This window comes from Dorea sp. D27, from assembly GCF_001185345.1.
Taxonomy (GTDB): Bacteria; Bacillota; Clostridia; order Lachnospirales; family Lachnospiraceae; genus Extibacter.
On sequence record NZ_KQ236744.1, the window covers coordinates 302,354 to 316,629 of the forward strand.

The window sequence follows — 14,276 nt, forward strand, 5'->3', positions numbered from 1 at the left end:
ATGCCAAAAGAATACAGAACCATACAGGAAGTTGCCGGCCCTCTTATGCTGGTGCGCGGTGTCGAAAACGTAGCCTATGACGAACTGGGTGAGATTGAACTTGCAAGCGGTGAGAGACGCCGGTGCAAGGTGCTGGAGATTAACGGAAGCGATGCGCTCGTACAGCTCTTTGAAAGTGCGACGGGTATCAACTTGAGCAACAGTAAAGTGCGTTTCCTCGGACGAAGCATGGAACTTGGAGTGTCCGGGGACATGCTCGGACGTGTATTTGACGGTCTGGGACGCCCGATTGACGATGGCCCTGAAATCCTTCCTGAAGAGCGGAGGGATATTAACGGCCTGCCTATGAACCCGGCAGCCAGAAGCTATCCTGAGGAGTTCATACAGACGGGGGTTTCTGCCATTGACGGCCTTAATACGCTTGTCCGCGGACAAAAGCTGCCTATCTTCTCGGCGTCAGGCCTGCCGCACGCCAACCTGGCGGCACAGATTGCGAGACAGGCAAAAGTGCGCGGGACAGATGAAAATTTTGCCGTTGTATTTGCCGCGATGGGTATCACATTCGAGGAATCCAACTTCTTCGTTGAGTCCTTTAAAGAGACAGGTGCTATCGACAGGACGGTACTGTTCGTTAACCTGGCAAATGACCCCGCTATCGAACGTATATCTACGCCTCGTATGGCACTGACGGCAGCGGAATATCTGGCATTTGAAAAGGATATGCATGTACTTGTCATCCTGACAGACATTACAAACTACGCGGACGCGCTCCGGGAAGTATCTGCGGCGCGTAAGGAAGTACCAGGACGCCGTGGCTACCCCGGCTACATGTATACCGACCTTGCATCCCTCTATGAGAGAGCAGGGCGCCAGAACGGCAAAAAGGGAAGTATTACGATGATTCCTATCCTGACGATGCCGGAAGATGATAAGACACATCCGATTCCTGACCTGACAGGATATATTACAGAAGGTCAGATTATACTGAGCCGTGACTTATACCGAAAAGGCGTTCAGCCGCCAATCGACGTGCTGCCTTCGCTGTCACGTCTGAAAGATAAAGGTATCGGCGACGGAAAGACAAGAGCGGACCATTCCAACACGCTGAACCAGCTGTTCGCAGCGTACGCACGTGGTAAAGACGCAAAAGAGCTTATGACGATCCTCGGAGAGGCAGCCCTCACCGAGATTGACCTCCTCTACGCTAAATTCGCCGATGCATTCGAGAAGGAATACGTATCACAGGGATACAATACCGACCGGTCCATCGAGGAAACCCTCGAAATCGGCTGGAGACTCCTGTCCATGCTGCCAAGAGCCGAACTAAAACGTATCGACGACAAATTCTTAGATTTATACTATGGAAAGCAGTAAGCCGTGCGCAGCTTGAAGGATCAGCCATGCAAGCTTGCTTGCGTATGGCTGGCTCCAGCAAGCTGCATAGGGCGTCAGCCCGCAGCGAGAAGGAGCGAAGCGGAATCGAGCTGGCACGGCGGAAACGGCCAGCCGATATGGCTCCAGCAAGCTGCATAGGGCGTCAGCCCGCAGCGACGCCGGCATGTATTAACAGAAAAGGGAGGTGGATGGATAGATGGCATCTACGCAGGTGACTCCTACCCGTATGGAGTTGACCAAGACAAAGAAAAAATTAGTCACAGCCGCCAAGGGGCATAAGCTCCTGAAAGACAAACGTGACGAACTGATGCGGCAGTTCCTGGACCTTGTCCGTGAGAACATGGAACTGCGCCTGAAAGTAGAGGCCGGAATCCGCTCTGCAAATAAGAATTTTGTCATAGCCAAGGCCGGAATGGACGAAGCTACGCTGAATACAGCGCTGATGGCACCCAAGCAGGAAGTGAACCTGGAAGTTGATAAGAAGAACGTCATGAGCGTCAACATCCCGGTCTTTGAGACGAAGACCAGGACTGCGGATGCAAACGATATATATTCTTACGGCTTTGCATTTACTTCCAGCGACTTGGACGGTGCCGTGAAATCTCTGGCAGATATCCTGCCGGATATGCTGAAACTTGCGGAGACGGAAAAAGCATGCCAGCTCATGGCGGTGGAAATCGAGAAGACGAGACGCCGCGTCAATGCGCTGGAACATGTCATAATTCCGGAAGCACAGAAAAACATCAAATATATAACGATGAAGCTGGATGAGAACGAAAGAAGCTCCCAGATTCGTCTGATGAAAGTCAAAGATATGATGCTTGAAGAAGCGCATCATTACAGTGAAAGAGCCTGATTTTGCAGCCGCAGGCAGCGTACCCGCAAGGTGTACGCTGCCTGCGGCTTTTCTTATCATAGACGGTTCCGGCTATAGACGACTGCGGTCCGGGACAAAGCACGATATAGGAGAAAGCCGGATACTCTGCCGGATTGAGGAACATCGGGAAAAACGGCGCATATGATAAGATAGATACTTAGCTTAGGAGTGTGTGTACATGGACAATCGACTGCCTTACTACATGGCCTATCCGATGCCTTTACTCTATGATGACGACAAGGTTGCCAGAAGGGACCTGGATTATATGAAGAGCCTGTATCCCGCGACAGCGAAACGGCTGATTCCTTATATTGAAGATGAATGTGACAGGCTGGAATACGAAGGAAGCATGATGTATGATGAATATCCGGATCAGCTGCAGCTGCGGCTGATGTGCCGGCGGATATTCGACAGGGCCGAGGAAGATGAGGAAGATCCGGGCAGCTGGCTGAACGACTTGATTCAGGTCATGGCCTATCAGGAATTATGCCGCAGACGCTGTGAGCACAGGAACATGAGACGGAAATACTACTAATGAAAGAAAGGAGCCAGACCTTGGGAAGAAAGGCCTGACTCCTTCCTCCGTTTCGTGAGGGTGGACGGATGAGCCGGTATATGTTAAAATATTCATTGAACATATTGAGGAAGGTACGACAGACATGGAAAATATTATATTTATCGGTATGCCTGCGGTAGGAAAGAGCACAGTTGGAGTTGTCGTTGCAAAGCGGCTTGGATATCAGTTTATTGATACGGACCTTTTGATACAGGAAGAAGAAGGGAATCTCCTCAGGGAAATTATAGAAAAAAAGGGAATCGATGGGTTTTTGGAAATAGAAGACCGCGTGAATGCGAAAGTAAATGTACACAATACGGTCATATCACCGGGTGGCAGCGTAGTATACTGCGAAAATGCGATGAAACATTATAAAGAAATCGGTACAGTCGTATATTTGATGGCATCTTATGAGACAATAAACAAGAGGCTGAAAAGTGCGAAAAACAGAGGCGTCGTACTTCGGGACGGACAGACGCTTAAAGACCTGTATGATGAAAGAGTCCCCTTGTTCGAGCGATATGCGGATCTGACCGTGTGTGAGGACGGACTTAAGCTGGAAGATACGATAGACAAGGTGATCGAGGCATTACAAAGTGCATAAAAAGTTACGGTTGCATTAAGAAAAATGTAATATAAGTTACATAATTGTAAAAAATATTTTACAATTTTCGATTCTATGGTATAATAGCAAAGAATGTGAATAAAGAAAAATAGCTATCAAAGTTTTGAGAGTGAATATAAATTGATATTGAGGTGCAGTATGGAACAGTATATTATAAAAGGCGGCCATCCGCTTGTTGGAGAAGTAGAGATAGGCGGAGCGAAGAATGCGGCTCTGGCAATTCTCGCAGCGGCAATCATGACAGATGACACAGTTCTTATTGACAATATACCGGACGTCAATGATGTCAATGTATTATTGGATGCGATTACCGGAATCGGTGCAAAAGTACACCGCGTAGACCGGCACACGGTCAAGATCAACGGAAGCGGAATCAGGAATTTTGACGTAGAATACGACTATATCAAGAAGATTCGGGCATCTTACTATCTGCTCGGCGCACTGCTCGGCAAGTATAAAAGAGCAGAAGTTGCACTGCCAGGTGGGTGCAACATCGGAAGCAGACCGATAGACCAGCACCTGAAGGGATTCCGTGCACTCGGTGCCGACGTGGACATCGAGCACGGCAAAGTTGTTGCCGAAGCAGAGAATCTGGCAGGCCGGCACGTTTATTTCGACGTCGTGACAGTAGGGGCAACAATCAACGTGATGATGGCAGCCACGATGGCTGATGGCATCACTATCATGGAGAATGTGGCAAAGGAACCCCATGTGGTAGACGTAGCCAACTTCCTGAACAGCATGGGGGCCAACATCAGAGGCGCGGGCACCGATGTGATTAAGATACGCGGCGTCCACAGGCTGCACGGAACAGAATATTCTGTCATTCCGGACCAGATCGAGGCCGGCACGTTCATGTTTGCGGCTGCGGCCACAAAAGGAGACGTAACCGTGCTGAATGTCATTCCGAAGCATCTGGAAGCTACGATTGCTAAGCTGACAGAGATTGGCTGTGAAGTAGAGGAATTTGATGACGCGGTGCGTGTCGTATCCAAAGGAGACTTGACAAGCACACATGTAAAGACGCTTCCATATCCGGGATTCCCGACAGACATGCAGCCACAGATCGGCGTGACGCTCGCTTTGTGCAGGGGGACAAGTACCATAACAGAGAGCATATTTGAGAACAGATTCAAGTATCTGGATGAACTGGCCAGAATGGGGGCCAATATAAAGGTGGAAGGCAATTCTGCCACTATCGAAGGGGTGGATAAGTTCTCGGGGGCAAGAGTGAGCGCGCCGGATCTTCGCGCGGGCGCGGCGCTTTGCATCGCGGGTCTTGCCACGGACGGAATTACAATCGTAGATGATATCATCTATATTCTGCGGGGATATGAAAGATTTGATGAAAAGCTCCGCGGCATCGGCGCTCTTATGGAGCAGGTATCGACAGAAAAGGAAATCCAGAAATTCACTCTGAAAGTAAGCTAGCAAAATTGACAAACCATATAGAACAGACATTTGAATCAGTCCGCATATAGCGGGCTGATTTTGGTCAGCGGGGAAAAAGATGAAAAAGATAAAGAACCGGTATATTATCCTTTTAATTGCAGCAACCGTTAATTTTGTTCATGGAAATCCATATATATGGACTGTTTTCCAGCCCCACGTCAAAGCCGAGTATAATCTCAGCCTTGCGGCATCCAGCCAGCCGTTTACGATTATCATCGGCATTTTCGCCGTAGGCAATATGATAGGCGGCTACCTCCAGCACAAGATAGGATCCAGGGCAACGATACTGGGAGGCAGCTTCGTGATGTGCGCCGGCTTTTTTCTGGCGGCAGTTGCGCCTGCCGGAATGCCATGGATGATATCTGCCGGATATGGCCTGCTCGGCGGTCTCGGTTCCGGCTGCGCGTTCAGCATGCTTGTGGCAGTACCACAGCAGTGGTTTCCGGACAAGAGAGGGCTGGTGACAGGGATAACGGTAGGGATCGTCGGCATCTCCGGCGTCGTCATGAACCCGTTCTGTGACTGGCTGCTTGCGCATCACGGCTACAGGTATGCAATGCTGGCTGTGACGGGAATCTATGCTGTGCTCAGCCTGGGCGGCATATTCATCTCGGAGCCGGACGCCAAACCGGCCGGAGATGGGGAGGGCAGCGCTGCAGAAACCGTGCAGGGGAAGCAGTATACCACAAAGGAAATGTTCCGGACGAAGACGTATTATCTCCTGAGCATATCCATGGCCCTTGCAGTGCCGGCTTATGTGCTTGTCAATCCGCTGATGAAATCGCTCGGGATGGAGCGGGGTCTGACGGACAGCGCAGCCCTGATAGGCGTCGTAGCCGCTTCGGGAGCTAATATTGCAGGGCGTTTTGCAGCGCCATGGATGTCGGATTTCTTCGGACGAAAGACGGTGATACAGGTATTGTATGCAACCGCCATGATTTCGGTTATCGGCCTTACGGTGGCAAAGGGCGGCTTGTTCATACTGCTCATATCGCTCGTATCGCTTACATACGGAGGGTTTGTCAGCGTATTTCCCGTACTTACCTCAGACTGCTTTGGAATGAAATACCAGGGCATGAACTTCGGAGCGGTCATGCTCGGATACGGAGTCGTCTCCATCCTCTGCCCTTATCTGCTGGCTGCAGTCCAGGATACGCCGCTTGGAACCAACCTTTCCTTTATCATCGCAGGGGGGATATGCATAATCGGGATGGCGGCGACAGCGCGTATACGGGTCCGCCAGGATTGAATTGCGTATTGACATTTTGCGGAAAAGGCGGTAAAGTCTTATTGAACAACAAGTTAATAATGAAACTTTCTCTTATTCAGAGCAGTGGAGATACAAAGGATCTGTGAAGCTGCGGCAACCCCGTAAAGGAAGGTGCCAACCTGAGCGAGTCTTTCGAACAATAAGAGGATTGGGTTATGAATATAAAACAGTCCGCTTATGGCGGATTGTTTTTTTGTACAATTAGAAACGAAGTTTCTATATTGCCAGAGACCTCCGGGAGAAAGTTTTCAGTGCCGGAAACGGCCGTTAAGAAAGGAGAACATATGGAAAAGAGATTATTTACATCAGAATCGGTGACAGAAGGACACCCGGACAAGATGTGCGACCAGATATCCGATGCGATTCTGGATGCGCTTATGGAACAAGATCCGATGAGCCGTGTGGCGTGCGAGACGAGTACGACGACCGGGCTTGTGCTCGTGATGGGCGAGATTACGACGAATGCCTATGTAGACATCCAGAAGATTGTGAGAGATACGGTCAGAGAAGTCGGATATACAAGGGGAAAATATGGGTTCGACTGTGAGACGTGCGGTGTGATAACTGCGATTGACGAGCAGTCGCCGGATATTGCGCTCGGAGTAGACAAGGCGCTGGAGGCGAAAGAAAATAAGATGTCCGACGCCGAACTGGAGGCCATCGGCGCGGGAGACCAGGGAATGATGTTCGGCTATGCGACGGATGAGACGCCGGAACTTATGCCATACCCGATAGCGCTTGCACATAAGCTGTCCAGGAAGCTCACAGAAGTAAGGAAGGACGGAACGCTCTCCTACCTGAGACCTGACGGCAAGACACAGGTGACGGTAGAGTATGACGACAAGGGCGTACCGGTGCGGCTGGATGCCGTCGTGCTCTCTACGCAGCATGATCCGGATGTGGAGCAGGAGCAGATTCATGAGGATATCAAAAAGTATGTGTTCGATGAGGTCATACCGGGAGATATGATAGATGAAGATACTAAGTTCTTCATCAATCCGACGGGAAGGTTCGTCATCGGCGGCCCTCACGGGGACAGCGGACTTACAGGGCGCAAGATTATCGTAGACACGTACGGAGGCATGGCGAGACATGGCGGCGGAGCGTTCTCGGGGAAGGACTGCACGAAGGTAGACCGTTCGGCTGCCTACGCGGCTCGCTATGCAGCCAAAAATATCGTGGCGGCGGGACTTGCCCGGAGATGTGAGATACAGCTATCTTACGCGATAGGCGTGGCACATCCGACTTCCGTCAGGGTCGAGACATTTGGAACGGGAAAGCTGCCGGACGACAAGCTTGTTGAAATTATCCGCGAGAATTTTGACCTCCGTCCTGCCGGAATCATCAGGATGCTGGATCTCAGACGACCAATATACAGGCAGACAGCGGCTTACGGACACTTTGGCAGGACTGATATCGAGCTCCCATGGGAAAAGACTGACAAAATAGAGATATTGCGCAGGTATTTATAAAAATTTTATAAAAGTTTATGGGTGCTTTCGTGTGAAGCACCCTTTTTCATGCTATACTTAAGCTCGGAGGATGTGACTATGAAGCTAAAAACAAGGCTTATAATAGCATTTTTGACAGTGATACTGATTCCGGTGCTGCTTACATTTCTCATGGTCTGCGGATTGAGCCGGTATCAGATTAATTCTATAGAAAAGACATATGAAATAACCGGGACGACAGTGAAGAGCTTTGCCAATTCCATGCAGGTGCTGTCCCGCCTGACGGAGAAGCCTTACCATGAGCTGGAGGATATGGTGGAGGAAGACGCTGAGCAGCTTGAGGATGCCACATGTCTGGAGAAGTTTAACAAAAAGCTGGAAAAGAAGAAAGCATACCTGCTCGTGAGAAAAGGCACTACGATCATCTACATGGGGACGGATATCGACAATGCAAACCACGTGATCCCCCAGCTGCCGGCCTACGGAGAATCCGGCAATACATCAGAGAACGGGGTGTATCTTGGCGGTGAGGCGCAGGCGCTCGTCAAACAAGTGGATTTCTCATATGAGGACGGCGAACAGGGAAGTGCGTTTATTATCACGGATGTCAGCAATATGATACCGGAAGTGCAGGAGTTCATCGTAGACATGGTGATGGGAATACTCATCGTGCTCGTGCTTACTGCGCTGCTTCTCATATTCTGGATATACCGCGCGGTGATGCAGCCTCTTGGCAAGATGCAGAATGCGGCCCAGAATATCAAGGAGGGCAATCTGGACTTTGAACTGAGGCCGGAGTCGGACGACGAGCTTGGGCGGCTGTGCCGGGATCTGGAGGAGATGAGAAAGCGCCTGAAAGACAATGCGGAAGAGAAGGTAGCATTTGATAAAGAGAGCAAAGAGCTTATCAGCAATATTTCCCACGACCTGAAGACCCCCGTGACGGCAATCAAAGGATATGCGGAAGGAATCATGGACGGAGTGGCAGACACGCCTGAGAAGATGGATAAATATATCAGGACGATATATAATAAAGCCAATGAGATGGATCTGCTCATCAATGAGCTGACGCTGTATTCCAAGATAGACACGAACAGGATTCCGTATAATTTCAACACATTGTCCGTGAACGAGTATTTCAACGACTGTGCAGAGGACCTGTCTCTGGAGATGGAGTCCAAAAATGTGGAATTCGGCTACTTCAACTATGTGGCACGGGGCGTACAGGTCATCGCGGACGCAGAGCAGATCAAGCGGGTGATTCACAACATTGTCAACAATTCCCTGAAGTATATGGACAAATCAAAGGGAAAGATTAACCTCAGAGTCAAGGATGTGGGCGACTTTATCCAGGTGGAGATCGAGGACAATGGCAAGGGTATCGCGGCCAAGGATCTGCCGAATATATTTGACCGGTTCTACCGGACCGATGCTTCGAGGAATTCCTCGAAAGGAGGAAGCGGCATAGGGCTGTCGATCGTTAAGAAAATCATTGAGGAGCACGGGGGGAAGATATGGGCCACGAGCCGGGAGGACACCGGAACGACCATGTACTTTGTGCTCAGAAAATATCAGGAGGTACCGATTCATGAATAAAATACTAATAGTGGAAGATGAAGAGACAATCGCGGATTTGGAAAAAGACTATCTGGAGCTGAGCGGATTCCATGTACAGGTGGCCAATGACGGGGAACTTGGCCTTAAGAAGGCGCTGGAAGAGGACTATGATCTGTTTATCCTGGATCTCATGCTTCCGGGAACAGACGGGTTCGACATATGCCGTCAGGTGAGGAACGTAAAGAACACTCCGATTATCATGGTATCTGCCAAAAAAGACGATATTGATAAGATAAGAGGGCTTGGACTCGGCGCGGACGACTATATGACCAAACCGTTCAGCCCGAGCGAGCTTGTGGCGAGAGTAAAGGCACATCTGGCGCGGTATGACCGTCTGACGGGAAGCGCGGCTGAGGTGAACAACATCATCGAGATCCGGGGGCTCAAGATAGATACGACGGCAAGGCGTGTATGGGTAAATGAGGAAGAGAGGACATTCACGACGAAAGAATTCGACCTCCTCACGTTTCTGGCAAGCCATCCGAACCACGTATATACGAAAGAAGAGCTGTTCCGGGAAATATGGGATATGGAGTCCATAGGAGATATCGCCACCGTCACCGTGCATATCAAGAAAATACGTGAAAAAGTGGAGATGGACACCTCGAACCCGCAGTATATCGAGACGATCTGGGGCGTGGGCTACCGCTTTAAAGTTTAACAGGGCATATTTTAAGCCATTGTAGTATATGAATGGTAATTATATCTGACAGCAAAGAGAGGAAAGGTCATGCGCGAGCACAAGAAGAATATCAGGTGGAACACGATGCAGCTTTTGACGCTCGGCTTTCTGGGAGTGATTCTGCTCGGAGGAATCCTTCTGTGGCTCCCCGTATGCAATGAAAGGCCCATTGCATTTGCGGACGCTTTGTTTACGTCCACGACAGCAGTCTGCGTTACCGGTCTCGTGACGATAACCCCTGCCGTACAGTTTACGCTGCTTGGGAAGGTGATCTTGCTGCTTCTGATCCAGATTGGAGGACTGGGTGTTATTGCCTGCGCCACGGCCTTTTTTCTGATTTTAAAAAAGAAGATTACTGTGCGGGAACGGGTAGTGATTCAGGAATCTTACAATATGGACCGGCTCGGCGGGATGGTAGGAATGGTCCGGCGGGCTATCATCGGAACGCTCATCGTGGAGGCCGCAGGCGCGGTGCTGTATGCAGTGCAGTTCGTCCCAGAGTATGGAATGGCAAAAGGAATCTGGTATTCCGTCTTTCATGCGGTGTCCGCGTTCTGCAATGCAGGCATAGATATCATCGGCGACAGCAGCCTGATGGAATACGTGACGAACCCTGTCATCAACATAACGACCATGCTGCTTATCATATTGAGCGGTATCGGATTCACGGTATGGACAGACGTCATCAGCAACAGCAGAAAAATATTTAAAAATGAAGTGCCGCGAAAATGGTGGTTTACCCGTCTGGAGCTCCATTCCAAGATAGCCATCATTACGACGGCTGTTCTGATTGTGTCAGGCACCGCAGCGGTCCTTGGCATGGAATATAACAACCCGGATACGATTGGTAACATGAGCATAGGAGAGAAGGTCATGGCGTCCATGTTTCAATCGGTCACTACTAGGACGGCCGGGTTTGCCACCATATCACAGGGAGCCCTTTATACGGAGTCTAAGCTTATCTGCTGTATCCTTATGTTCATCGGAGGGTCTCCGGGCGGAACGGCGGGAGGCGTTAAGACGACGACGGTGGCGATGCTCGTGATAGCCTGCATCACCTTTGTGAGGGGCGGACGGGATACGGAATGCTTCGGCCGGAGGATTGACAATGCGAATATACGTACTGGATTTTTCGTCGTACTGGTTGCGTTTACGGCGTTTTTGGCCGGCGTGACCGCAATCACGGTGATAGAACCGGAAAATGTCCCGTTCATCGGCATCTTATACGAGGCGTCATCCGCAATCGGGACGGTCGGCCTGACCGCAGATCTGACACCGCATCTGAGCAGGGCAAGCCAGGCGGTGATCATGGCAATGATGTACCTCGGCCGGCTCGGGCCCATAACGCTGGCGCTCCTGTTTGGGGGAAAGGTGCATCCGAGAGACAAGATACGCAGGCTGCCGAAGCGGCGGATTATGGTAGGGTAGGAGGTAAAGATGACAAAACAATATGCAGTATTTGGGCTGGGCAGCTTCGGTTCCAGCGTGGCGGTCACGCTGCAGAATCTTGGCTGCGAGGTCGTTGTAGTAGATAACAGGATGGAGCGTATCCAGGAGATTGCAGACGATGTATCCTACGCGATACAGGCGGATATGCAGGATCAGGAAGTCATCCGCTCCCTTGGGGCAAGGAATCTGGACGGAGTCATCATAGCGGTCTCGGAAGATATGGAGGCAAGCGTGATGGCTACCATCATCTCCAAGGAGCTGGGGGTGCCGTACGTACTTGCCAAGGCAAGAAATGAAATGCACGCGAAGATACTGCGGAAGCTCGGGGCTGACGCGGTCGTATTCCCGGAACGTGAGACGGGGGAACGGATTGCGAAAAACCTCGTATCCACGAATTTTGCGGACTGGATCGCACTTTCTCCAGAGTACAGTATCACGGAGGTGGCCGTGCCGGAGAGCTGGAGCGGAAAGAGCCTTCAGGAGCTGGATGTGAGACGTTCCCATGATGTGAGCGTCGTAGGCGTGATAACAGGTGATAAAGTAGAGGTGAATCCGGATCCCAACAGGCCGCTTGGACAGGACATGGTATTGATTCTGGTCGGAGCCAACGAGGCACTGGAGAACTTCCAGAAAGGATAAGGGCGGGATGCGATGATAACAAGTACAGGAAACCAGAAGGTAAAACGGCTTGTCAATCTTAAAAAAAAGAGAAAGGCGAGAGACGAAGAAGGCGTTTTCCTCGTGGAAGGAATCCGGATGTTCAGAGAAGTTCCGGCTGACCGGCTCGCCGAAGTATATGTGTCAGAGTCTTTTTACAGCAAGGAAAGCAGTACAGTCAGGCGTGTGCTGGAAGGGAGCCGGATTCAGCCGGAGATATTGTCGGATCAGGTCTATGCCTATGCTTCCGACACGAAGACGCCCCAGGGTGTCCTCTGTGTCGTACGGCAGAAAAGCTATACGCTCGCACAGGCGGCAGGCGGAGAGAGCGCACACGTCCTCGTCCTTGACAATCTGCAGGATCCCGGCAATATGGGGAGTGTGATCCGGACGGCCGAAGGTGCCGGGGTGACGGGAATCATCATGAGCAGCGGCTGTGTGGATGTGTATAATCCGAAGACGATCCGGTCTACAATGGGGTCTGTCTATCGGATGCCGTTCTGCCGGACAGAAGACCTTGCCGGTGCGGTGCGTTGGATGAAGGAGAGAGGAATCCATACATATGCGGCACATCTTGACGGGGTGCTATCTTATGATGAAGCCGATTATACAGATTCGTGCGCATTTTTCATCGGGAATGAAGGCAATGGACTCAGAGAGGAGATTGCCGCGATGGCGGATACTTATATCCGCATTCCCATGGAAGGGCAGGTGGAATCGCTGAATGCGGCCATAGCCTCCGCGGTGCTCATGTTTGAGGCGGCGCGGCAGCGGCGGCATCAGTAATTGCTTTATAGACAGAAGTATAGTAAGATAGACATGAGGAATACTATTACAAGAAAAGAGAGGACAGCATATGCAGACGATGTATTGGTTAGTACTATTTGTAATTCTGTTGATTATCGAGATCCTTACCATGGGTCTGACGACCATATGGTTCGCAGGCGGTGCGCTCATAGCATTTGTGGCCGGTGTGCTTGGATTTGGCACGGTAGTGCAGATGATCGTATTTGTGGTAGTGTCCGTGATCCTTCTGATTGTTACCAGACCTATCGCGGTCAAGTATTTTAACAAGGAGCGTCAGAAGACCAATGCGGAGAGCCTGATCGGGCAGCAGGCGCTCGTTCTGGAGGATATCGATACACTCCAGTCGAAGGGACGGGTCGAGATAAACGGACAGGAGTGGTCGGCTAAGACAGATGAGCCTGACGGCCGCATTGAAAAGAATACAGTAGTTGTGATTGATGGGATACAAGGAGTGAAGCTCATAGTAAGAGCAAAGGAGGAGAAGGCATAATGGGAGCGTTAGTTGGAAAAATCATAGGTATCATAGTTATAGTAGTGGTCGTCCTGGTTCTGATATCCTGTATCAGGATTGTAAGACAGGCGCAGGCACTTGTCATCGAGAGACTTGGCGCATATCAGGCGACATGGGGGACCGGTCTCCACGTGAAGCTGCCGATCGTAGACCGTGTAGCAAGAAAAGTAGATATGAAAGAGCAGGTAGTAGACTTTGCGCCGCAGCCGGTTATCACGAAGGACAACGTCACGATGCGGATTGATACGGTCGTATTCTATCAGATTACAGACCCGAAGCTCTTCTGTTACGGAGTGGCAAATCCGATTATGGCGATTGAGAATCTGACAGCAACCACGCTGAGAAATATCATCGGCGATTTGGAACTGGACCAGACACTTACATCAAGAGAGACGATCAACACGAAGATGCGTTCCTCTCTCGACGTAGCGACAGACCCATGGGGCATCAAAGTCAACCGCGTGGAGCTTAAGAATATCATTCCTCCGGCTGCTATCCAGGATGCCATGGAGAAGCAGATGAAGGCAGAGCGTGAACGCCGTGAAGCGATTCTTCGCGCAGAAGGGGAAAAGAAGTCTACGATTCTTGTGGCAGAGGGCCATAAGGAATCGGCAATCCTGGATGCAGAGGCAGAGAAGCAGGCGGCAATCCTGCGTGCGGAGGCGAAGAAAGAGGCGATGATCCGCGAGGCGGAAGGTGAAGCAGAAGCGATCATGAAAGTCCAGCAGGCGAATGCAAATGGTATCGAATTCCTGAAGGAAGCCGGTGCCGATGAAGCAGTGCTGACGCTCAAGAGCCTCGAAGCCTTTGAGCGGGCGGCAGATGGCAAAGCGACGAAGATTATCATACCTTCAGAAATCCAGAGTATTGCAGGGCTTGTAAAGTCATTGGCTGAGGTTGGACAGAAAGACGGGACAGAAGCGTAGT

Annotated in this window: 14 protein-coding genes and 1 riboswitch; all 14 genes read left to right on the forward strand. The window is 50.7% G+C overall.

The features are described 5' to 3' along the window. Positions 1–1,374 carry a V-type ATP synthase subunit B gene (locus HMPREF0980_RS07950; RefSeq protein WP_049728614.1) on the forward strand — a complete coding sequence of 458 codons (1,374 nt, stop codon included), beginning with the start codon at positions 1–3 and terminating at the stop codon, positions 1,372–1,374. Between the two features lie 217 nt (positions 1,375–1,591). Then, on the forward strand, positions 1,592–2,251 hold the full coding sequence (locus HMPREF0980_RS07955; protein WP_049728615.1) for a V-type ATP synthase subunit D: 660 nt from the start codon (positions 1,592–1,594) through the stop codon (positions 2,249–2,251). A 199-nt stretch (positions 2,252–2,450) separates the two neighbouring features. Next, positions 2,451–2,807 carry a hypothetical protein gene (locus HMPREF0980_RS07965; protein WP_049728617.1) on the forward strand — a complete coding sequence of 119 codons (357 nt, stop codon included), beginning with the start codon at positions 2,451–2,453 and terminating at the stop codon, positions 2,805–2,807. Between the two features lie 124 nt (positions 2,808–2,931). Then, positions 2,932–3,432 carry a shikimate kinase gene (locus tag HMPREF0980_RS07970; protein ID WP_049728618.1) on the forward strand — a complete coding sequence of 167 codons (501 nt, stop codon included), beginning with the start codon at positions 2,932–2,934 and terminating at the stop codon, positions 3,430–3,432. Between the two features lie 159 nt (positions 3,433–3,591). Then, complete coding sequence (locus tag HMPREF0980_RS07975) at positions 3,592–4,884, forward strand: UDP-N-acetylglucosamine 1-carboxyvinyltransferase (protein WP_049728619.1); 1,293 nt, start codon at positions 3,592–3,594, stop codon at positions 4,882–4,884. Between the two features lie 79 nt (positions 4,885–4,963). After that, a complete protein-coding gene (locus HMPREF0980_RS07980) occupies positions 4,964–6,154 on the forward strand; it encodes an MFS transporter (protein ID WP_049728620.1) in 1,191 nt (396 codons plus the stop codon). Between the two features lie 69 nt (positions 6,155–6,223). Next, a riboswitch (SAM riboswitch) is annotated at positions 6,224–6,321 on the forward strand. Positions 6,322–6,459: 138 nt separating this feature from the next. After that, the gene (gene metK, locus HMPREF0980_RS07985; protein ID WP_049729168.1) at positions 6,460–7,647 is read left to right on the forward strand and encodes a methionine adenosyltransferase; all 1,188 of its coding nucleotides are present in this window, start codon (positions 6,460–6,462) and stop codon (positions 7,645–7,647) included. Between the two features lie 78 nt (positions 7,648–7,725). Next, a complete protein-coding gene (locus HMPREF0980_RS07990; RefSeq protein ID WP_049728621.1) occupies positions 7,726–9,222 on the forward strand; it encodes a HAMP domain-containing sensor histidine kinase in 1,497 nt (498 codons plus the stop codon). Beyond that, complete coding sequence (locus tag HMPREF0980_RS07995) at positions 9,215–9,904, forward strand: response regulator transcription factor (protein ID WP_049728622.1); 690 nt, start codon at positions 9,215–9,217, stop codon at positions 9,902–9,904. The genes HMPREF0980_RS07990 and HMPREF0980_RS07995 overlap by 8 nt, the downstream gene beginning before the upstream one ends. Before the next feature lie 69 nt (positions 9,905–9,973). Next, positions 9,974–11,353, forward strand: a complete 1,380-nt coding sequence (locus HMPREF0980_RS08000; RefSeq protein ID WP_049728623.1) for a TrkH family potassium uptake protein — start codon at positions 9,974–9,976, stop codon at positions 11,351–11,353. Positions 11,354–11,362: 9 nt separating this feature from the next. Then, a complete protein-coding gene (locus HMPREF0980_RS08005; protein ID WP_049728624.1) occupies positions 11,363–12,013 on the forward strand; it encodes a potassium channel family protein in 651 nt (216 codons plus the stop codon). 12 nt (positions 12,014–12,025) lie between these two features. Continuing rightward, entirely contained in the window at positions 12,026–12,817 is a 792-nt protein-coding gene (locus HMPREF0980_RS08010; protein ID WP_049728625.1) for a TrmH family RNA methyltransferase, read from the forward strand. Between the two features lie 70 nt (positions 12,818–12,887). Continuing rightward, positions 12,888–13,328, forward strand: coding sequence for an NfeD family protein (locus HMPREF0980_RS08015; RefSeq protein WP_049728626.1), 441 nt, complete (start codon positions 12,888–12,890; stop codon positions 13,326–13,328). Beyond that, positions 13,328–14,275 carry an SPFH domain-containing protein gene (locus HMPREF0980_RS08020; RefSeq protein WP_049728627.1) on the forward strand — a complete coding sequence of 316 codons (948 nt, stop codon included), beginning with the start codon at positions 13,328–13,330 and terminating at the stop codon, positions 14,273–14,275. The genes HMPREF0980_RS08015 and HMPREF0980_RS08020 overlap by 1 nt, the downstream gene beginning before the upstream one ends. The last annotated feature ends 1 nt before the right edge of the window (position 14,276 follow it).

Excerpts from the sequence above, each read along its gene's own strand:
- HMPREF0980_RS08000 (WP_049728623.1), top strand. The coding sequence starts at position 9,974 with ATGCGCGAGCACAAGAAGAATATCAGGTGGAACACGATGCAGCTTTTG.
- HMPREF0980_RS07955 (WP_049728615.1), top strand. The coding sequence starts at position 1,592 with ATGGCATCTACGCAGGTGACTCCTACCCGTATGGAGTTGACCAAGACA.
- HMPREF0980_RS08005 (WP_049728624.1), top strand. The coding sequence starts at position 11,363 with ATGACAAAACAATATGCAGTATTTGGGCTGGGCAGCTTCGGTTCCAGC.
- HMPREF0980_RS07965 (WP_049728617.1), top strand. The coding sequence starts at position 2,451 with ATGGACAATCGACTGCCTTACTACATGGCCTATCCGATGCCTTTACTC.
- HMPREF0980_RS07975 (WP_049728619.1), top strand. The coding sequence starts at position 3,592 with ATGGAACAGTATATTATAAAAGGCGGCCATCCGCTTGTTGGAGAAGTA.
- HMPREF0980_RS08010 (WP_049728625.1), top strand. The coding sequence starts at position 12,026 with ATGATAACAAGTACAGGAAACCAGAAGGTAAAACGGCTTGTCAATCTT.
- HMPREF0980_RS08015 (WP_049728626.1), top strand. The coding sequence starts at position 12,888 with ATGCAGACGATGTATTGGTTAGTACTATTTGTAATTCTGTTGATTATC.
- HMPREF0980_RS07990 (WP_049728621.1), top strand. The coding sequence starts at position 7,726 with ATGAAGCTAAAAACAAGGCTTATAATAGCATTTTTGACAGTGATACTG.
- HMPREF0980_RS07995 (WP_049728622.1), top strand. The coding sequence starts at position 9,215 with ATGAATAAAATACTAATAGTGGAAGATGAAGAGACAATCGCGGATTTG.
- metK (WP_049729168.1), top strand. The coding sequence starts at position 6,460 with ATGGAAAAGAGATTATTTACATCAGAATCGGTGACAGAAGGACACCCG.
- HMPREF0980_RS07980 (WP_049728620.1), top strand. The coding sequence starts at position 4,964 with ATGAAAAAGATAAAGAACCGGTATATTATCCTTTTAATTGCAGCAACC.
- HMPREF0980_RS08020 (WP_049728627.1), top strand. The coding sequence starts at position 13,328 with ATGGGAGCGTTAGTTGGAAAAATCATAGGTATCATAGTTATAGTAGTG.
- HMPREF0980_RS07970 (WP_049728618.1), top strand. The coding sequence starts at position 2,932 with ATGGAAAATATTATATTTATCGGTATGCCTGCGGTAGGAAAGAGCACA.
- HMPREF0980_RS07950 (WP_049728614.1), top strand. The coding sequence starts at position 1 with ATGCCAAAAGAATACAGAACCATACAGGAAGTTGCCGGCCCTCTTATG.